The sequence below is a fragment of the Pseudophaeobacter flagellatus genome (assembly GCF_021228235.1).
Classification (GTDB): domain Bacteria; phylum Pseudomonadota; class Alphaproteobacteria; order Rhodobacterales; family Rhodobacteraceae; genus Pseudophaeobacter; species Pseudophaeobacter flagellatus.
In genome coordinates this window covers 109,040-128,327 of the sequence record NZ_JAJQRG010000002.1, presented here as the reverse complement: position 1 = coordinate 128,327, position 19,288 = coordinate 109,040, and the positions used below count along the sequence as shown (strand labels likewise).

The window sequence follows — 19,288 nt, the reverse complement described above, 5'->3', positions numbered from 1 at the left end:
CCTTGCGATGGGGCATTATAGGCGGAAATGACGGGCGAATGCCTGAATCTCTTCAGGTAGTGGTCATAAACCGGCCTCTTTTGAAGCCTTAAATCAAGGCGCCGAAGGTAAATGTTGATGCTTGGTTCTGGAGGGTAAGATGCTGAATAAACATGTCATTCTGATAAGCGCCGCGACTGTCGCCTGTGCTTTGGGAATCGGTTTCATGATGCAGCCTTCTGCAGATCACCAACCGCGGATGCAACAGGCAGAGGCCGCGCAACCGCAGCTGCCGCAGGACTCGGCCTTGGCTCAACCCGTTGCAATTGAAAAAATTACACTCACCTCGGCCAAGCCGCAGATCTCCGCCTCAGAGAGGGCTGCCCGGGCGGTTCCGGTTGCCGGTTGTGCGCTCCAGGCCGAGGGTAAGGCGCTGCCCGGCGCGCTGGTGCAGCTACAGCTTTCTGCTCCCTGTCGGCCGGGGGAACGTATTACGCTGCACCACCAAGGCATGATGGTTACAGAAACGCTGGATGAAGACGGCGCATTGGATCTGGTGATCCCTGCGCTGGCCAGCACCGCAACCTTTATCGTTGTGCCCTCGTCAGCTTCTGATCCGGCTGCCGCTCTGGCTTCGGCGGGCCGGGTTGTCCAGGTGGCGGTGCCCGATATGGCCAGCGTTGACCGGGTTGTACTGCAATGGCGTGGCAACAGCGGCTTTGAAATCCATGCGCGCGAATTTGGCGCCCAATATGGCGAAGCGGGCCATGTCTGGCATGGTGCGGACCCGGCGCAGGGCGCCGGGCTGTTGCTGCAACTGGGGGACCCGGCGCAACTGGTGCCGCACCTGGCCGAGATCTACAGCTTTCGCCGAGATGCGGATCGCGAAGAGACCAAGGCGGCGGGCAATATCGAAATCAGCATCGAGACCGAAATTACCGAGATCAACTGTGGCCGCGAAATTGCCGCCCAAAGCCTGCGCATGTCGGATGGGCGGGTGCAAAGCCGCGATTTAACCCTCGCCGTGCCAGATTGCAGTGCCACGGGTGACTTTCTGGTGTTGAATAATCTGGTAGAAAACCTGAAAATCGCCTCTAGGTAATTCTCGGCTACTTCAGGATTTCACATGCTCGATTTTCGTGCGGCGGTTTGCGCCGCACTGCTCCTCTTTGTCTCTCCGAAATTCGCGCAGGCGCAGGATGTGACCCTGTCGTCGCCGGATGGGGTGGTTGAAATCACCGGTAACCTGTTGGGATTCGACGGTGAATTCTACCGGGTAGAGACAAAGTTTGGAGAGCTGACCCTGGATGGATCTGGTGTCAGCTGTGACGGGCCCGGCTGCCCCAGCCTGTCTGATTTTGTCGCCGAAGTGACCCTGTCGGGTTCAGCAAACATGGCAGAGGTTCTGCTGCCGGCATTGATCGAAGGCTTTGCCTTGCGCAATGGCTATCAAACCCGCCGCGAGACGCTGCCCGGCGGTAATTTCGATTATATTTTGCTGCGCTCGAATGGTGCCCCAGCGGCGCGATTTTCTTTTCTGGTGGGCACTACGGATGATGGCTTTCGTGATCTGATTGCGCAGGAGGCCGATATCGTCATGGCCCTGCGCGAGATGCGACCGGGAGAGCAGACCCGGGCCCGTGCGGTGGGGCTTGGTGATATGACCACGGCCAGCCGCAGCAGGATTGTTGCGCTGGATGCCATGGTGCCGGTGGTTTCGCGGGAAAACCCGGTGACGCGGATTTCCCTTCCGCAACTGGCGGCGGTGTTTTCCGGCGAGATCGATAACTGGCAGGTCCTGGGCGGACCGGATGCGCCGATTTCGCTGCATTTGCCAGTGGCGGGATCGGGCATGACCCAGGCCTTTCAAGACCGGGTTTTGGCCGCCGCAGATCGGCAGTTGGCGGCGGATCTGCGCTATCACGAACGGGAAAAGAACTTGGTACGGCGGGTTTCCACCGATCCTTTTGCTATTGGAATGGCAAGTTTTTCTGACACAGGCACCGCACGCATGCTGACGCTGACGGGGCCTTGTGGCTTTTCCCTGCGGGCCAATCGCCGGGGGATCAAGACAGAAGACTACCCATTGACCGCGCCGATGTTTTTGTATCTGCCACAGCGCCGCCTGCCCAAGGTTGCGCGTGATTTCCTGGGCTATGTGCGCGGTCCGGGGGCGCAGATCGTTATTCGCCGCGCCGGGTTTGTCGATCAGGCACCCGAGATGATTTCGCTGAATGCCCAAGGCGACCGGCTGAGCAATGCCATCCTTGCCGCAGGCCCAGAGGTGGATCTGGCAGAGCTGCAACGGCTGGTGCAGGTGCTTTCCGGGTTTCAGCGACTTAGTATTTCGTTTCGCTTTGAAGCCGGATCGACCCGGCCAGACGCCCAGTCACGCAGCAATATCGCCCAAATGGCCCGGGCGTTGGAAACCGGGTTGTATGATGGGAAAACATTGAAATTCATTGGTTTTTCTGATGGCGAAGGCCCAGCCTCTGGCAATCGTGCGATTGCAATCAAACGGGCAAAAGGGGTGCAACGAGCGGTTCTGGAAGCGGCAGAAACCATCGGGGTTGAACGCGTAGATCTAGAGGTCGATGGCTTTGGCGAGGCCCTTCCCATGGCCTGCGATGACAGCGACTGGGGCCGACAGGTTAACCGCCGGGTTGAAGTCTGGGTGCGCTAGTGCCATTTGGCGCGCCCTGCTGTGGGGGGCATTATAGTAGGCCTTCGGTGCGAAAGCTGAGCTCAGCCGCGCTGCCGATGATCAGGTGGTCGTGCAAGACAATCCCCAAGGGAGAGAGCGCCTGATTGACCCGTTCGGTCATGTCAATGTCACTGGCCGAGGGCGAAGGGTCGCCCGAGGGGTGATTATGCACCAGAATCACCGCACTGGCATTGAGATCAAGCGCCCGTTTAGCCACTTCGCGCGGGTAGACGGGCACGTGATCGACGGTGCCGCGAGCCTGTTCTTCGTCGGCAACCAGGCAGTTCTTGCGGTCTAGAAACAGCACCCGAAAATGCTCGATGCTGCGATGTGCCATGACCGTGTGGCAGTAATCCAGCAGCGCGTCCCAGCTGGAAATCACCTGCCGCTGCATCACCTTGGCGCGGGCCATGCGTTGGGCGGCAGCCTCCAGCACCTTGAGATCGGTGATCAAGGCCTCGCCGACACCTTTGACCTGGGCCAGCCGTTCCGGGCGGGCGCTGACAACCCGGCTGAAATCGCCAAACTGTTTCAGCAACTGATGCGCCAGCGGTTTGACGTCCTGCCGCGGTAGCGATCGAAACAGCACCAGTTCCAGCAGTTCGTAGTCGGGCATGGCGGCAGCACCGCCGTCGCGAAACCGATCCCGCAGCCGACTGCGGTGATCTTTGATGTAGGAGGGCAGCCGACCAGTGGGGAGGGCTGCATCGGCTGGGGTGGGGCAGTCCCCGGACAGGGGGGCATTCGGAAACAGTGGCAGGGTGGCTGCATCGCGTGTTTTACCCTGTGCCATGATCCCTTTCCTTTGCGAGTGCAGAGGCTTTCAACTTAGGCGGACAGAGGGAGAGGCAAAAGAAAAACGCCCCAGAGGGGGCGTTTTTATTGGTAGCATTTTGATTGAGCGCTGAAACGCCAGACGGGGGCGTTTCAGGTATGCCCGCCTACCCCTTCATGCCGTCCCAAAAGCCCTTGACCGAGGAAAAGAAGCTGCGGGATTCGGGGTTGGTATTGTCCTCCGAGAGGTCTTCGAATTCGCGCAGGATGTCTTTTTGCCGACCGGTCAGGTTCACTGGGGTTTCCACCGCCAGTTCTATGAACATATCGCCGACACCGCCGCCACGCAGGGCGGGCATGCCCTTGCTGCGCAGGCGCATCTGGCGCCCGGACTGGCTGCCTTCGGGGATCTGGACCCGTCCACGGCCACCGTCGATGGTGGGCACCTCTATGGCACCGCCCAGGGCCGCTTTGGCCATCGAGACGGGCACCCGGCAATACAGATTGTTGCCGTCCCGTTCAAACAGACCATGTGGTGCGACCTCGACAAAAATGTAGAGATCACCTGGGGGGCCACCGCGCAGGCCAGCTTCGCCTTCGCCAGCCAGGCGAATGCGGGTGCCGGTTTCCACGCCCGCCGGGATGTTCACCGAGAGGGAGCGATCCTTTTCGGTGCGACCATGGCCATGGCATGATTTACAGGGGTTCTTGATGATTTGGCCCAGCCCCGAACAGGTCGGGCAGCTGCGTTCTACCGTGAAAAATCCCTGCTGGGCGCGCACTTTACCCATGCCCGAACAGGTCGGGCAGGTGGTGGGCTCTACACCGCCTTCGGCACCGGATCCGTCGCAGGCGCTACAGGCCACCGAGGTGGGCACCTTGATGGTCTTGTGCAGCCCGGAAAAGGCCTCTTCCAGAGAGACCCGCAGGTTGTAGCGCAGATCGGCCCCGCGAGAGGCGCGTTGACGCCCACCGCCCGGCGCGCCGCCACGGCCCCCCATGAAATCGCCAAATAGGTCGTCAAAGACATCAGAGAAAGCGGAGGAGAAGTCGCCGTTGCCGCCGCCTTGGCCGCCGGGACCACGGCCACCGCCGCCCATGCCGTTTTCAAAGGCGGCATGACCAAAGCGGTCATATGCGGCCTTTTTCTCGGCATTTTTCAGGACGTCATAGGCCTCGTTGGCCTCTTTGAACTGTGCTTCTGCATCCGGATTATCGCTGTTGCTGTCCGGATGCAGCTCTTTGGCCTTCTTACGAAAGCCCTTCTTGATTTCATCAGCGCTGGCGCCTTTGGCTACGCCTAGAATCTCGTAATAATCGCGTTTCGACATCGGTTTACCCCTGCTGCCTCAACGACAACGAGCCGGCCCGTGGTCGGACCGGCCCGTTGCGGCCAAGTGTTCAGACCTTAGCGCTTGTCGCCGTCCAGATCTTCGAATTCGGCGTCGACGATGTCGTCATCACCGGGAGCTGCGCCTTCGTCAGCAGCGGAAGGCTCGTCGCCGGTCTCATCCTGAGCAGCCTTGTAGATGGCTTCGCCAAGACGCATGGAGGCCTCGGTGACGTTCTGGATGCCTGCCTTGATCTTTTCGGCGCTGGCGGCGTCACCTTCCAGATCATCACGCAGCGCGGCCAGAGCCAGCTCGATGGCTTCGACAGTGGAGGGGTCCACTTTGTCGCCATGCTCTTCGACGTGCTTTTCGGTCGAGTGGATCAGGCTTTCGGCCTGGTTGCGGGCTTCGATCAGCTCGCGACGTTCCTTATCGGCCTCGGCATTCTCTTCGGCGTCTTTGACCATCTGATCGATGTCGGCATCGGACAGACCACCAGAAGCCTGGATGGTGATGACCTGCTCTTTGCCGGTGCCTTTGTCCTTGGCCGAAACCGACACAATGCCGTTGGCGTCGATGTCAAAGGTGACTTCGATCTGGGGCAGGCCGCGGGGCGCAGGTGGGATTTCTTCCAGGTTGAACTGGCCCAGCATCTTGTTGTCTGCCGCCATTTCGCGCTCACCCTGGAAAACCCGGATGGTCACGGCCGACTGGTTGTCTTCGGCGGTCGAGAAAACCTGAGACTTTTTGGTCGGGATGGTGGTGTTGCGGTCGATCAGGCGGGTGAAGACACCGCCCAGAGTTTCGATACCCAGCGACAGAGGCGTCACGTCGAGCAGAACAACATCTTTGACGTCGCCTTGCAGAACGCCGGCCTGAATGGCAGCACCCATGGCAACCACTTCGTCAGGGTTCACACCTTTGTGTGGTTCCTTGCCGAAGAATTTGGTCACCTCTTCAAAGACCTTTGGCATCCGGGTCATACCGCCGACCAGAACGACTTCGTCGATGTCAGAGGCCGACAGGCCGGCGTCTTTCAGAGCGGCGGCGCAGGGCTTCATCGAGGCTTTGATCAGGTCGTTGACCAGGCTTTCCAGCTTGGCACGGGTCAGTTTGATGACCATGTGCAGTGGCTGGCCCGAGGAAGGATCCATCGAGATGAAGGGCTGGTTGATTTCGGTCTGGCTGGAAGAGGACAGCTCGATCTTGGCTTTCTCAGCGGCCTCTTTCAGACGCTGCAGGGCCATCTTGTCTTTGGTCAGATCAACGCCGTGTTCCTTTTTGAACTCGCCCGCCAGGTAATTGACGATGCGCATGTCAAAATCTTCACCGCCAAGGAAGGTGTCGCCGTTGGTCGATTTGACTTCGAACAGGCCGTCGTCGATTTCCAGGATGGTCACGTCGAAGGTACCACCACCAAGGTCATAAACCGCGATGGTCTGGGTTTCTTCCTTGTCGAGACCATAGGCCAGCGCAGCGGCTGTTGGCTCGTTGATGATGCGCAGCACTTCGAGGCCAGCAATCTTGCCGGCATCTTTGGTGGCCTGACGCTGGGCGTCGTTGAAATAGGCAGGTACGGTGATCACGGCCTGTGTCACTTCTTCGCCGAGATAGGACTCGGCGGTTTCTTTCATCTTGCCGAGGATGAAGGCAGAAATCTGCGAGGGGGAGTATGTCTCACCCTTGGATTCAACCCATGCATCGCCATTGCCGCCGTTCACCAGGGAAAAGGGCAGGTTCTTTTTGTCTTTGGCCAGGTCTTCGTCGTTGAAGCGACGACCGATCAGACGCTTGACGCCAAAGACGGTGTTTTCAGGGTTGGTTACTGCTTGACGCTTGGCAGCCTGGCCGACCAGACGCTCATCGTCGGTGAAGGCAACAATCGATGGTGTGGTGCGTGCGCCTTCGGCGTTTTCGATAACGCGCGGCTGCGACCCATCCATGATGGCAATACAAGAGTTGGTGGTCCCGAGGTCGATCCCGATAACTTTGCTCATTTTGATCCCTTTACTTACTAAGGCGATTACCCGCGGCCTGAACCCGTTGTGGCATCCAGGCCCCGATTTTGTTGCAGTGGGGTCTGCACCTCACTGCGTCACGGCGTATATAGGGAGCGGAAATTGCCCCTGCAACCGCCTGAACGCATCGAGAATTGCGATTCAGTGCGCTTTTTTGCACGGGAGAGGGTTAAGAACGGGCTAATCACCATGAGCATGCTGCGATTGCGTGGGTTTGAAATTCACAAAGGGTATCTGGATCCTGCGGCGCAGCGCGCCCTGATCGAGGTGTTGCGCCCGATTCTGCGGGCGGCACCGCTGTTTTCGCCTGCGGTACCAGGCGGCGGCAAGATGTCGGTGCGGATGACCTCGGCTGGGGCCTTTGGCTGGTATGCCGACGCGGCTGGATACCGCTATGTTGATTGCCACCCCAAGGGCCACGACTGGCCTTCGATCCCGCAGCCGGTGCTGGATATCTGGCACGATCTCACCGGGTTGGAGCGGCAGCCAGAATCCTGTCTGCTGAATTATTATGGCAAGGATGCCAGGATGGGGGTGCATCAGGACAAGGACGAGGCGGATTTTTCCTATCCCGTGGTGTCGATCAGCTTGGGCGATGACGGGTTGTTTCGCATGGGCGGCACCCGCCGGGGTGGGGCGACGGATCGGCTCTGGTTGAATTCAGGCGATGTGGTGGTGATGGGCGGCGCGGCGCGGCTGAATTATCATGGGGTGGACCGGATCCGCTTTGGCTCTTCCCGGTTGCTGCCCAAGGGCGGGCGAATCAATCTGACGCTGCGGGTGGTGACCTGAGCCCCCGCTAAGCCTATAGAGAGACCGGGGAGAGCTTAGCGCCGTGCGTTCCAGCTGATAGAGGCATGGCGGCGGGTGTAGAATTCACCCATCAAGCCAACCATGACCAGCGCCAGCGCCACCCAGGCGGCATATTGCCAGCTGCTGAAATGCGGGTTGTAGTTGATAAAAGTATAGCCCCGCGCCTGATCGATGCAGTGAAACAGGGGGTTCCAATCAAACATCGCCAGCATAGAGCTGGGTAGGGTATTGGCCAAAAACATCTTGCCCGAGGCAATCATATTGGCCCGCTGGTAGACCGTTGTCAAAATGCCAACGGTTCCGGGGGACCAGGGTTTGAGCACCAGAAACACCAGCCCGACCGCTGCACCGGTGAACCAGGCCAGCAGCACCATGCCATAGGCCTGGATGGGCTGTTCGATTTCTAGTGGGGTAAAGGCCACATGATAGACAAAGAGGATGAGAAACAGCGAAACCGTCTGAATATAAAGCGAGCCAACTGCCGCCGAGAGAATCGCCACCATGGTATTCATCGGCGCATGCTGCATCATTGGGCTTGCAGGGCCTTCGGCACCGGCCACGGCCCCAACGGTTTTCGTATGGGTCAGAAACAAAAAGATGCCCGACATCACATAGAGCAGGAAATCCCCCCGGATCGCAGAGCCACGCAGCCCGATCACCGCAAACATCACGTAGAACAGGGCAACAAAGATTACCGCCTGCATGATATTCATCGCCAGGGCGATCAGCGCATTGTTATGCTTGGAACGGACGCTGCGCACGATAGAGTGGAACACCACTTCCAGCAGCGAAATGGCGCTGTAAAACCTCGTCTCTTCGGGGCGAACCTGAAACATTTTGCCTGCGATCTGTGCTGTGGCCACATGAGCCTGCTGATAACCGAACGGACTTCTTGCTGATCCATCTTGTAATCAGCATAAGGGGGCAGAGAAAAATTTTCAATTAACCCTTTCAACGTGGGGAGCCGTGCATGACCTATGAAGCGCTAATTCCGGTGATCCGTCGCCTGGCAATCGAAGCTGGCGACAAGATCATGGAAATCTACAATTCTGACGATTTTGACGTGAAGGTAAAGTCTGACGACAGCCCGGTGACCGCTGCGGACGAGGCAGCTGATGCCTTGATCTCGGCCGGTCTGCGCAGCGCCTTCCCCGACATGATGTTGGTGACCGAGGAACAATCCGAATCGCACAAGACGCGTGGCGATACCTTTCTGATCGTGGATCCGCTGGATGGCACCAAAGAATTCATCCATCGCCGTGGTGATTTCACCGTGAATATCGCCTTGGTTGAAAAAGGTGTGCCCACCCGTGGTGTGGTTTATGCGCCGGCAAAACAGCGGATGTTCTTTACCCTGGCGGATGGCTCTACCGTGGAAGAAGTCAGCGCAGCCGGCGTCTTTGATCCGCAGGTGATCGGCGAGACCCGCGCCCTGAGTGTCGCGCAAAGCGACAATGCCGCGCTGATGGTGGTGGCGTCGAAATCGCACCGCGATCAGGCGACAGAGGACTACATTGGCAAATATAACGTCAAAGACAGCAAGAGCGCGGGATCTTCTCTAAAGTTCTGCCTGGTGGCCACAGGCGAAGCGGATATCTATCCCCGCGTTGGCCGCACCATGGAATGGGACACTGCTGCGGGCCACGCGGTCTTGTCGGGTGCGGGCGGCAAAGTGGTGCGCTTTGACGATCATTCGCCGCTGCTCTACGGCAAAGAGGATTATGCCAACCCCTTCTTCATTGCCTATGCCCCTGATGTTGAACTGAAAGAAGCCTGATGTCTGTCCTGATCGTCATCCCTGCCCGCTATGCCTCGACGCGCTACCCCGGTAAACCGCTGGTCGCATTGACCGGGGCGAGCGGTGAAAAGCGCAGCTTGATTGAACGATCCTGGCGAGCTGCCTGTGCAGTGCAGGGGGTCGATCGGGTGGTGGTGGCAACGGATGATGATCGCATCCGCCAGGCTGCCGAAGGCTTTGGTGCTGAGGTGGTGATGACCGCCGAAAGTTGTGGCAATGGCACCGAACGCTGCGCCGAGGCTCATGCCACGTTGGGCGGCGGCTATGAGGTGGTGGTCAACCTACAGGGCGATGCGCCGCTGACCCCGCATTGGTTTATCGAAGACCTGGTCAAGGGGCTGCGCGCTGCGCCTGAAATGGGCCTGGCAACGCCAGTGCTGCAATGTGACGGCGCAACGCTGAACAGTCTGCTGGCTGATCGGGCGGCGGGGCGCGTTGGCGGTACCACTGCGGTTTTTGGCCGCGATCGCAGCGGGCTGTATTTCTCTAAAGAGGTGGTGCCTTTTTGCGCTGAACAGTTTGCCCCCGCTGACCTGACGCCGGTCTTCCATCATGTCGGGGTCTATGCCTATCGGCCGGATGCCCTGGCGGATTATCCCAACTGGCCCGTTGGCCCACTGGAACAGCTGGAAGGACTGGAGCAGCTGCGCTTCCTGGAAAATGGCCGCAAGATACTCTGTGTTGAGGTTGCCGCTCGCGGGCGAGAATTCTGGGAGCTGAACAATCCCGAAGATGTAGAGCGTCTAGAGGCGATGATGGCGAAAATGGGTGAAAATTAGCGTAAATACTATCTGCAATGAGCAGATTTTGTCTCGTTTTGCCGGGCTAGAGTTGTGATCGGTCATGGATTTGGGTCACAATAATGATAGGGGGGCGCTAGGCTTTCCCTGCACAAATGATAGGCGCGGCTGATGGCGAACAATGAATGTGGAGCGCTTGTATTGCAGACTAATCGATAGATGTCCTGTGATATTTGACCAAATTCTTGATGTGAAAGAGTGAGAACTCAATGCGTAAAAAAGTAACAAAAGCAATTTTCCCGGTGGCGGGTCTGGGCACGCGTTTTTTGCCTGCTACTAAATCGGTCCCAAAAGAGATCATGACATTGGTTGACCGTCCTTTGGTGCAATATGCCATCGACGAGGCCCGCGCGGCCGGTATTAAGGAATTCATCTTTGTAACCTCGCGCGGCAAGGGCGCGTTGGAGGATTATTTTGATCACTCTCCCGTGCTGGAGCAGGAACTGCGCAAAAAGGGCAAGAACGAACTGCTGGAGGTGTTGAAAGACACCTACATGGATAGCGGCGCCATCGCCTATATCCGCCAGCACCGTGCCATGGGGCTGGGCCATGCTGTCTGGTGCGCCCACCGCCTGATTGCCAATGAACCCTTTGCGGTGGTTCTGCCGGATGACGTCATCGCCGCCGAAAAACCCTGCTTGCAGCAGATGGTCGAAGCCTACGAAGAAACCGGCGGCAATATGGTTGCGGCTATGGAAGTCGCACCTGAACAGACCAGCTCTTACGGGGTGCTGGATGTTGCCGAAGATCACGGTTCTGTCGTGTCGGTCAAGGGGATGGTGGAAAAGCCCAAAGCCTCTGAGGCGCCGTCGAACCTGGCGGTGATCGGGCGCTATATCCTTGGGCCATCGGTGCTGCGCAACCTGCGGCAGATGAAATCTGGGGCCGGTGGTGAAATCCAGCTGACTGATGCGATTGCCCAGGACATTGGCTCTGATGTGCCGGTTTCTGGCTTCCGTTTCCAGGGTGAGCGGTTTGACTGCGGCTCCAAGGCTGGGTTCCTGCAGGCCACGGTATCCTTTGCCCTGTCCCGCCCCGATCTGCGCGACGATCTGATGGCGCATCTGAACAAGGTAACCCAGATCGACAAGGCCGCTGAATAATCAAGGTAGCGGAAGGCTTTAGGCGAAAGTTCTGTTGATCGCATGGCCCGCCGCGGTCAACACATATCAGGGCTGTGAAAGGCGTAAATCAACGTGACGACTGTTCTTGTGACCGGCGGTGCCGGCTATATCGGATCTCATGCCTGCAAGGCGCTAAAGGCGGCGGGATATACACCTGTCACCTATGATAACTTGGTAACTGGTTGGAAAGATGCGGTTAAATTCGGCCCCTTTGAACAGGGGGATCTGAAGGATCGCGCCCGGCTGGACGAGGTTTTTGCCAAGCACAAGCCCGTGGCAGTGATGCATTTTGCGGCTCTTAGCCAAGTTGGCGAAGCCATGAGCGAACCGGGCCGATACTGGGCCAATAACACCGGTGGCTCGCTTAACCTGATCGAGGCCGCCGTGGCGGCGGGCTGTCTGAATTTTGTCTTTTCTTCCACCTGCGCCACCTATGGTGAACACGACAATGTCGTATTGGATGAAAACACGCCACAACTGCCGCTGAATGCCTATGGTGCCTCTAAACGCGCGGTCGAAGATATCTTGCAGGATTTTGGCGCCTCTGCCGGGTTGAATTCGGTGATTTTCCGCTATTTCAACGTTGCGGGTGCCGACCCCGAGGCCGAGGTGGGTGAATTTCACCGTCCCGAGACCCACCTGGTGCCGCTGGTGCTGGATGCGATCGACGGAAAACGCGACGCGCTGACCATCTTTGGCACTGATTACGACACGCCTGACGGCACCTGCATCCGCGATTATGTGCATGTCTGCGATCTGGTCGACGCGCATGTTCTGGGCCTGAAATGGCTAGAGGATGGCAAGGGCAGCCAGGTGTTCAACCTGGGCACCGGCAGCGGCTTTTCGGTGCGCGAAGTCATGGACCGTGGCGCTGCGGTTACAGGCCGCCCGGTGCCCTGCAATACCGGCCCGCGCCGGGCTGGTGACTGTACTAAATTGGTGTCGGGCTCGATCCGCGCGGTCACCGATTTGGGCTGGGAGCCGCGCCGTTCAACCCTGGACACCATGATTGCCGACGCCTGGGCCTGGCACCAGACAGGCCATTACGAGGCCTGATGCGGTGGCCCAGCCCCGTGTCGCCGCATCTGCCCTGCCGGGTTGGGCTGTGCGTTATAGGCTGCGCCTGAAGCGCCGCAAACTTCTGTGGCGTGCCCTGCGGGCACGGCACCGCCTGATGTCTCTGGTGGACCGCACCAGCGAGATTGCGGAGCAGGATATTCTGGCCTTTGTGGTGCTGCGCAACGAAGCGGCGCGTTTGCCCTATTTTCTGGATTATTATCGCCGCCTTGGCGTGGCGCAGTTTCTGGTGGTCGACAATGCCAGCACGGATGGCAGCGCTGCCTATTTGGCCGATCAACCGGATGTCTCGCTATGGCAAGTTGCGGATGGTTATCGGGCGGCGCGATTTGGTCTGGACTGGAGCGCCTGGCTGCAGATGCGCTATGGTCATGGGCATTGGTGTCTGACCGTGGATGCGGACGAGCTGCTGACCTATGATGGCATTGACAGCCATGATCTGCAGGCGTTGACGGCTCATCTGGCGGCGCAGGGGCGCAGCGGCTTTGGCGCGATGATGCTGGACCTGTTTCCCAAGGGTCCTCTGGACAGCCACCTGTATATGCCGGGGCAGGATCCCTGCGCGGTGCTGAACTGGTTCGACCCTGGCCCCTACCGCGCCACCCGCCAGAATCCGATGGGCAGTCTCTGGCTGCAGGGGGGGGCGCGGGAGCGGGCGTTTTTCGCAGACTGTCCAGAGCGCTCTCCGACTTTGAACAAGATTCCACTGGTTCATTGGAACCGACGGTATGCCTATGTGAATTCAACCCATTCCCTGCTGCCGCCCCGCCTGAACGAGATATATGAGGGGCCGGGCGGGCCGCAGCCTGCTGGTGTTTTGCTGCACAGCAAGTTCCTGCCCGAGGTTGTTGCCAAATCGGCAAGTGAAAAGCAGCGTCAGCAGCATTTTCACACACCGCAAGATTTTGACGGCTACTATGACAGGCTGATGGGCGCGCCGGACCTATGGCATGAAAAGGCGCAGCCCTATCGCGGCCCGGCGCAGCTCTGTGCGGCTGGGTTGATGCCACGGTTGCAGTGGTAAGGCTGCCTGAACCGGGTGCATGGGGGCAGGCAGACAATAATCAGCGGTAAAGAGACCGCCTAACCGCTTCTAAATCCGTTGTTTATAGAAGTTTTCCATGACATATTGCGGCCTGTGGCAGGCATTTGCGCGGCCCTGGAATTACCCATGGGCCCATGCCGGTTTGGCCCTGCTACAGAATATGTCGCAGCATGTGCCATTGCGTCTGGTACGGGGCATAGAACAGGCGTGGAGGGACTGTGGGGCTTTGGGATTCTTACCGTATGCGGGTTCGGCGCAAGCGCAGGCTGGTGCGGGCGCTGCGCAAATCGGCTGAGCTGAGCTGCCTGCAGGACAATACGCGCGCGATCCAGCCCAGTGATGTTCTGCTGGTCTGCACCATGCGCAACGAACAGATCCGGCTGCCCTATTTTCTGGAGTATTACCGCAAGCTTGGGATCAACCACTTTCTGTTTGTCGACAACGACTCTGACGATGATACGGTGGCCTATCTGCAGGGCATGGACGATGTGTCGCTGTGGCAAGCCAAGGCGAGCTATCGGCGGGCGCATTATGGCGTCGATTGGATGAACTACCTGAAACGCAAATATGCCCATGGGCATTGGGTTCTGGTGGTCGACCCGGATGAGCTGTTTATCTATCCCTTCTGTGATACCCGGCCTATTCAGGCGCTGACCGATTGGCTTGATAGTTCGGCCATCCGCAGTTTTTCTGCCATGTTGATCGATACCTACCCCAAGGGGCGTCTGAGCGAGACCCCTTATCACGCCGGGCAAAACCCGCTGGAAATTGCCAATTGGTTCGACAGCGGAAATTACACCATCAGCAAGAATCCGATGTATGGCAATCTGTGGATACAGGGCGGGCCACGTGCGCGGGTGTTCTTTGCCGATGCGCCGCGCAATGCTCCTGCCCTTAACAAGATCCCGCTGGTGAAATGGGACCGCCGCTATGCCTATGTCAGCTCGACACATGCCCTGTTGCCACGTGGGTTGAACCAGGTTTACGAAACCGACGGCGGGGAAAAAGCCAGCGGCGCGCTGCTGCATACCAAGTTTCTCGATACGCTGGGGATCAAGGCCCAGGAAGAGCTGGCGCGCAGCGAGCACTATGCCAATTCGCGCGAATACAAGGCCTATGCCAAGGCGCTGGAACAGCAGCCAGAGCTGTGGTGCAAATGGAGCGAGAAATACATCAACTGGCGCCAGCTAGAAATCCTAGGCCTGATGTCCAAGGGGAACTGGGCATGAGCGCCGCTTCGGTTGGCATTGTCATGCTGGTGCATACGGCGCTAGAGCGCGCCGAACAGGTGGCGCGGCACTGGACGGCGGCGGACTGCCCCGTGGTGCTGCATGTGGACAAGAATGTTGATGAGGCCGTCTTTCAAAGGTTTCGTCAAAGTTTGGCGTCAGATCCTCTGGTCCGGTTTTGCACGCGGCATCGCTGTGAATGGGGCACCTGGGGCATTGTTGCGGCGTCGCAATCGGCCGCGACCCTGCTGTTGCAGGACTTTGCAGAGGTCCGCCATGTCTACCTGTCTTCGGGGTCTTGCCTGCCGCTGCGCCCGGCGGAAGAATTGGCTGCCTATCTAGAGGCGCGGCCGCAGACCGATTTCATCGAAAGCGCCACCACTGCCGATGTGCCCTGGATCGTCGGCGGTCTGGATGTGGAACGCTTTACCCTGCGGTTTCCGTTTTCTTGGAAAAGACATCGGTATCTGTTTGACCGCTATGTCGATCTGCAGCGCAGGCTGGGGATGCGTCGGCGCATCCCGGCGGGCCTGGTGCCGCATATGGGCAGCCAGTGGTGGTGCCTGACCCGGCAGACCCTGACGGCGATCCTGCAGGATCGCGAACGCGCGCGCTATGATCGCTACTTTCAAAAGGTCTGGATCCCGGACGAAAGTTATTTCCAGACCCTGGCGCGGAAACATTCCAGCCGGATCGAGAGCCGCTCTCTGACCCTGTCGAAATTCGATTTTCAGGGCAAGCCGCATGTGTTTTACGATGACCACCTGCAACTGCTGCGGCGCTCTGACTGTTTTGTCGCGCGCAAGATCTGGCCACGGGCGGATCGGCTCTATCAGGCGTTTTTGACCGATGGTGCCAGGGCGCTGACGCGCACCGAACCCAACCCCGGCAAGATCGACCGCATTTTTGCCAAGGCGGTAGAGCGCCGCACGCGCAGTCGCCCCGGCCTGTACATGCAAAGCCGGTTTCCCAGTCGCTGGTCGGTCAAAAGCGTAACGTCGAACCGCTATTCGGTGTTTCAGGGCTTTTCCGAACTGTTTGAGGATTTTGAAACCTGGCTGGCGCAGATCACCGGGGCCAGGGTGCATGGGCATCTGTTTGCGCCAAAACGCGCAGAGCTGGCCCAGGGCAGCACGATGATCAATGGGGCGCTGACCGATTGCGCCAAGCTGCGCGATTACAACTCCCAGAGCTTTCTGACCAATCTGATCTGGAACACCCGAGGCGAGCACCAGTGCTTTCAGTTTGGTCCTGGCGACCGGCAAGAGATCCGCGCGGTGCTTGCCAGTGATCCCAATGCGCAGATCTCGGTGATCAGCGGCGCCTGGGCGGTGCCGCTGTTTCGATCTGATCGGGATTTTGGCGATGTGCGCCGCGAGGCCGCCAGGCTGCAACAGATAGAGGCCAGCTATCTGCATACCCTGCGCCACCGAGAGACCAAGGCGCGGGTACGGATCTGGAGCATGGCAGAATTTGTCGAGGCCCCCATGGAGCCGCTGCAGAGCATTCTGGACGAACTGGGACATTTGCACCCGCTGAGCACACCGCCTGCCTTGGTCAATCTTGATGGGTTTGGCCAGTTTCTGCAAAACCTCAAGAACCAGGGCATGCACCCCCATCTGATGGGGGATTTCCCGGTCGAACAGGGGGGGCTGGACCGTGCCAAACCCCCTCGGAAACCCTATCTGGTACGAAGGTAACCAATGACAGATTTGTTTGACTACTTCGTTGTTTTTGCCGAAATGCGGACGGGGTCCAATTTTCTGGAAACCAACCTCAATGCGATCACAGGGGTCTCCTGCCATGGTGAGGCCTTCAATCCGCACTTCATTGGCTACCCCAACCGTGATGATCTTTTGGGGGTGACCCAGGAGATGCGCGAACAGGATCCGGGCGCGCTGCTCTCGCGCATCAAGGGATCTGCGACGGCTGGCGGGCTTGCTGGATTTCGCTATTTCCATGATCATGACCCGCGCATTCTGGATCTGGCGCTAGAGGATCCGCGCTGTGCCAAGATCATCCTGACCAGAAACCCGTTGGAGAGCTATGTTTCCTGGAAGATTGCGCGGGCCACCGGGCAGTGGAAACTGACCGATGTAAAGCGCCGCAAAGAGGCGCAGGCCCGCTTTGACAGCGCTGAGTTTTCCCAACATGTGGCCGATTTGCAGGCGTTTCAGGTCACCCTGTTGAACAGGTTGCAAAAAAGCGGTCAAAGCGCCTTTTACCTGGCCTATGAAGACCTGCAGAGCCTGGAGGTAATGAATGGCCTTGCGCAGTGGCTAGGGATGTCCGGGCGGCTAGAGGCGCTGGACGCGAGCCTGAAGCCGCAAAACCCGGCACCGCTAAGGTCCAAGGTCGAGAACCCCACCGAGATGGCGGCAGCCTTGGCAGAGATGGATCATTTCAACCTAGGCCGCAGCCCCAATTTTGAACCCCGCCGCGGGCCGGCAGTCCCCAGTTATGTTGCCGGCGCGGTGACGCCGCTGCTCTATTTGCCGATCAAGGGCGGACCCGAGGCCGAGGTAACAGCCTGGATGGCCCAGCTGGATCAGGGGGCAGGGGAAGAACTGCAAAGCCGGATGAACCAAAAGCAGTTGCGCCATTGGAAACGCCATCATCCGGGATTTCGCAGCTTTACGGTGTTGCGCCATCCGGCTGCGCGGGTGCATGCCGCCTTTTGCCGTCGGGTGCTCGCCAAAGGTGGCGAGAGCTATGGCAATATCCGTGAGACGCTGCGCCGCCAATTCAAACTACCGCTCCCCAAAGGCGGCCCCGATGTCAGCTATAGCGTCGCAGATCACCGGGCGGCCTTTTCGCAGTTTCTGACCTTTTTGCAGGCTAATCTAGCCGGGCAGACCTCGATTCGGGTGGATGCGGACTGGGCCAGCCAGTCGCAGGCCCTATTGGGGCTGGCTGAACTGGGGGCACCGGATCTGGTCCTGCGCGAAGAAGAACTGGGCGAGGCGCTGCCTGCTCTGGCGCAGCGGCTGGGCAGCGCCAGCCCAGGGCGACCACAGCGGGCGGCGGCGGATCAGCCCTACCCCTTGGCCGCGATCTGGGATGCGGCGCTGGAAAAGCAGGTTTCATCTCTCTATCAGCGCGATTACATGATGTTTGGCTTTGCCCCCTGGGTGGCAGGACCAGAGGGCTAGAGCGTATGGGCTTCATGCGCAGTCAGGCGGCACGCTCTCGTTTACGGATTTCGCATCTCGAATAGCCGAAACCGGAACCCACTTTCGAGCGACACGCTCTAGACCCGCAGCGGTGCGCGATCAGGCGGCCTGGACGGGCTGATTCTCTGTCAGGATGGCGAACAGCGTCGCGGGGTCGTGGTTGGCACGCAGTTTGGTGCAAAAGCTCTGTTCGCGCAGGGTGCGCGACACCAGCGCCAGGGCCTTCAGGTGTTCCACCCCCGCATCTTCGGGCGCAAAAAGCGAAAAGGCGATATCCACCGGCTGGCGATCCACCGAGTCAAAATCCAGCGGTTTTTCCAGAATCACAAAGACGCCGCGTACCTCGTTCAGGCCATCAAGGCGGGCATGGGGCAGGGCAACGCCGTGCCCCACGCCGGTAGGACCAAGGCTCTCGCGATCCAGCAGAGCCTCGACAGTGGACTGGGCATCAAGGCCATAACAGGTATGTGCGACCTCAGAAATTTCCTGAAACAGGCGCTTCTTGCTGGATGCGGCCCCAATTACCCGGACGGCGCCGGGTTTCAGAATACTCGAAATCTGCATAGGTCACCTGCTCTGTTCAGATGCTGTGGCCCAGCTCTATGTCTGGCCTATACCTGTTGTGGGTCGATCCAACCAATGTTGCCATCTTCCCGGCGGTATACCACGTTCACACCGTTTTTGCTTTCATTGCGGAACACCAATACCGGCGCACCTGCAAGCTCCATTTGCATCACGGCTTCACCAACAGAGAGGGACTGAATCCTGGCCTCCATTTCGGCAACAATGATCGGCTGCAGTGTGTCGGGTTCGGCACTGGAATCCGCGTCGTCAGAGGCGAGGATATAAGAGTTTGCGCCGAGGATTTCAACCGGTTCGCTGCGATCGCGATGGTGATCTTTCAGCCGACGTTTGTAGCGGCGCAGCTGTTTTTCCATCTTTTCACAGCAGGCTTCAAAAGCGGAATAGATTTCAGTGGCATGCGCCTTGGCCTGTGCGGTTAGCCCAGTGGAAAGATGCACGGTGGCTTCGCAGACAAATTCATGTGCGGACTTGGAAAATACAATATTCGCGTCAGTCGGACGCTCAGCATATTTCGAGACGACGGCCCCTAGCTCGGTTTGAACATGGGTCTGCAACGCTTCGCCAATGTCGATCTGTTTACCGGTGATTTTGTAATGCATGTGATCTCCTTCACAAATTTTCACCCAAAACACCATCCGGGCCGGGCCCGAAGGGGTGTCGTCAGTTTTGGGTCAGGGGATTTGGCAGGGAAGTGCGAGACAGGCCTTCAGGTCTTGTTGCCAAGACCACGTCTAGGTCTGCCTGATACTGCACGTTTGCCATGTTTCAATTCGATGACAAACCAGCATAAGAGTCAATGGTATTCCGCCAATTTGATCCCGCCATTTGTGTCGGATTG

General features: G+C 58.7%; 17 protein-coding genes. 11 read left to right on the top strand and 6 right to left on the bottom strand.

Annotated elements, in window-relative coordinates; genetic code table 11:
- Positions 1-139 precede the first annotated feature (139 nt).
- Both LRK71_RS04120 and LRK71_RS04115 read left to right on the top strand, forming a co-directional pair.
- Positions 140-1,081, top strand: a complete 942-nt coding sequence (locus tag LRK71_RS04120) for a hypothetical protein (RefSeq protein WP_232401306.1) — start codon at positions 140-142, stop codon at positions 1,079-1,081.
- Between the two features lie 24 nt (positions 1,082-1,105).
- The gene (locus tag LRK71_RS04115) at positions 1,106-2,662 is read left to right on the top strand and encodes a phosphate ABC transporter substrate-binding/OmpA family protein (RefSeq protein WP_232401305.1); all 1,557 of its coding nucleotides are present in this window, start codon (positions 1,106-1,108) and stop codon (positions 2,660-2,662) included.
- Between the two features lie 31 nt (positions 2,663-2,693).
- On the opposite strand, the gene radC is transcribed toward LRK71_RS04115, so the two are convergent.
- From radC to dnaK, 3 genes are all read right to left on the bottom strand, one after another.
- Entirely contained in the window at positions 2,694-3,476 is a 783-nt protein-coding gene (gene radC, locus LRK71_RS04110; protein ID WP_232401304.1) for a RadC family protein, read from the bottom strand.
- A gap of 148 nt (positions 3,477-3,624) precedes the next feature.
- A complete protein-coding gene (gene dnaJ / locus LRK71_RS04105) occupies positions 3,625-4,788 on the bottom strand; it encodes a molecular chaperone DnaJ (RefSeq protein WP_232401301.1) in 1,164 nt (387 codons plus the stop codon).
- Between the two features lie 77 nt (positions 4,789-4,865).
- Positions 4,866-6,785, bottom strand: a complete 1,920-nt coding sequence (gene dnaK / locus LRK71_RS04100; RefSeq protein ID WP_232401299.1) for a molecular chaperone DnaK — start codon at positions 6,783-6,785, stop codon at positions 4,866-4,868.
- Between the two features lie 210 nt (positions 6,786-6,995).
- Here dnaK and LRK71_RS04095 point away from each other — a divergent pair, with 210 nt between their 5' ends.
- Positions 6,996-7,598 carry an alpha-ketoglutarate-dependent dioxygenase AlkB family protein gene (locus LRK71_RS04095; protein WP_232401297.1) on the top strand — a complete coding sequence of 201 codons (603 nt, stop codon included), beginning with the start codon at positions 6,996-6,998 and terminating at the stop codon, positions 7,596-7,598.
- 35 nt (positions 7,599-7,633) lie between these two features.
- On the opposite strand, the gene LRK71_RS04090 is transcribed toward LRK71_RS04095, so the two are convergent.
- Positions 7,634-8,455 carry an ABC transporter permease gene (locus tag LRK71_RS04090; protein ID WP_232401963.1) on the bottom strand — a complete coding sequence of 274 codons (822 nt, stop codon included), beginning with the start codon at positions 8,453-8,455 and terminating at the stop codon, positions 7,634-7,636.
- A gap of 134 nt (positions 8,456-8,589) precedes the next feature.
- Between LRK71_RS04090 and cysQ the strand changes: the two genes are divergently transcribed.
- The 8 genes from cysQ (at position 8,590) to LRK71_RS04050 (ending at position 17,844) form a co-directional block, all read left to right on the top strand.
- Positions 8,590-9,396, top strand: a complete 807-nt coding sequence (cysQ, locus tag LRK71_RS04085; RefSeq protein WP_232401295.1) for a 3'(2'),5'-bisphosphate nucleotidase CysQ — start codon at positions 8,590-8,592, stop codon at positions 9,394-9,396.
- Positions 9,396-10,196 carry a 3-deoxy-manno-octulosonate cytidylyltransferase gene (locus LRK71_RS04080; RefSeq protein WP_232401293.1) on the top strand — a complete coding sequence of 267 codons (801 nt, stop codon included), beginning with the start codon at positions 9,396-9,398 and terminating at the stop codon, positions 10,194-10,196. Before cysQ ends, LRK71_RS04080 begins: the two co-directional genes overlap by 1 nt.
- A 230-nt stretch (positions 10,197-10,426) precedes the next feature.
- A complete protein-coding gene (gene galU / locus LRK71_RS04075; protein WP_232401291.1) occupies positions 10,427-11,320 on the top strand; it encodes a UTP--glucose-1-phosphate uridylyltransferase GalU in 894 nt (297 codons plus the stop codon).
- Positions 11,321-11,413: 93 nt separating this feature from the next.
- Positions 11,414-12,397, top strand: coding sequence for a UDP-glucose 4-epimerase GalE (gene galE, locus LRK71_RS04070; protein ID WP_232401290.1), 984 nt, complete (start codon positions 11,414-11,416; stop codon positions 12,395-12,397).
- Between the two features lie 49 nt (positions 12,398-12,446).
- The gene (locus tag LRK71_RS04065; protein ID WP_232401289.1) at positions 12,447-13,442 is read left to right on the top strand and encodes a glycosyltransferase family 2 protein; all 996 of its coding nucleotides are present in this window, start codon (positions 12,447-12,449) and stop codon (positions 13,440-13,442) included.
- A gap of 263 nt (positions 13,443-13,705) precedes the next feature.
- A complete protein-coding gene (locus LRK71_RS04060) occupies positions 13,706-14,692 on the top strand; it encodes a glycosyltransferase family 2 protein (RefSeq protein WP_232401288.1) in 987 nt (328 codons plus the stop codon).
- Positions 14,689-16,392, top strand: coding sequence for a DUF5927 domain-containing protein (locus LRK71_RS04055; protein ID WP_232401287.1), 1,704 nt, complete (start codon positions 14,689-14,691; stop codon positions 16,390-16,392). Before LRK71_RS04060 ends, LRK71_RS04055 begins: the two co-directional genes overlap by 4 nt.
- A gap of 3 nt (positions 16,393-16,395) precedes the next feature.
- On the top strand, positions 16,396-17,844 hold the full coding sequence (locus tag LRK71_RS04050) for a sulfotransferase family 2 domain-containing protein (RefSeq protein ID WP_232401286.1): 1,449 nt from the start codon (positions 16,396-16,398) through the stop codon (positions 17,842-17,844).
- 120 nt (positions 17,845-17,964) lie between these two features.
- Here the strand turns inward: LRK71_RS04050 and LRK71_RS04045 are convergent, their stop codons facing one another.
- Together LRK71_RS04045 and hpf are read right to left on the bottom strand one after the other, a co-directional pair.
- Positions 17,965-18,429 (bottom strand): PTS sugar transporter subunit IIA, encoded by a 465-nt coding sequence (locus LRK71_RS04045; protein WP_232401285.1) that lies wholly within the window; start codon positions 18,427-18,429, stop codon positions 17,965-17,967.
- Positions 18,430-18,476: 47 nt separating this feature from the next.
- Entirely contained in the window at positions 18,477-19,049 is a 573-nt protein-coding gene (gene hpf / locus LRK71_RS04040; RefSeq protein ID WP_232401284.1) for a ribosome hibernation-promoting factor, HPF/YfiA family, read from the bottom strand.
- Positions 19,050-19,288: the final 239 nt, after the last annotated feature.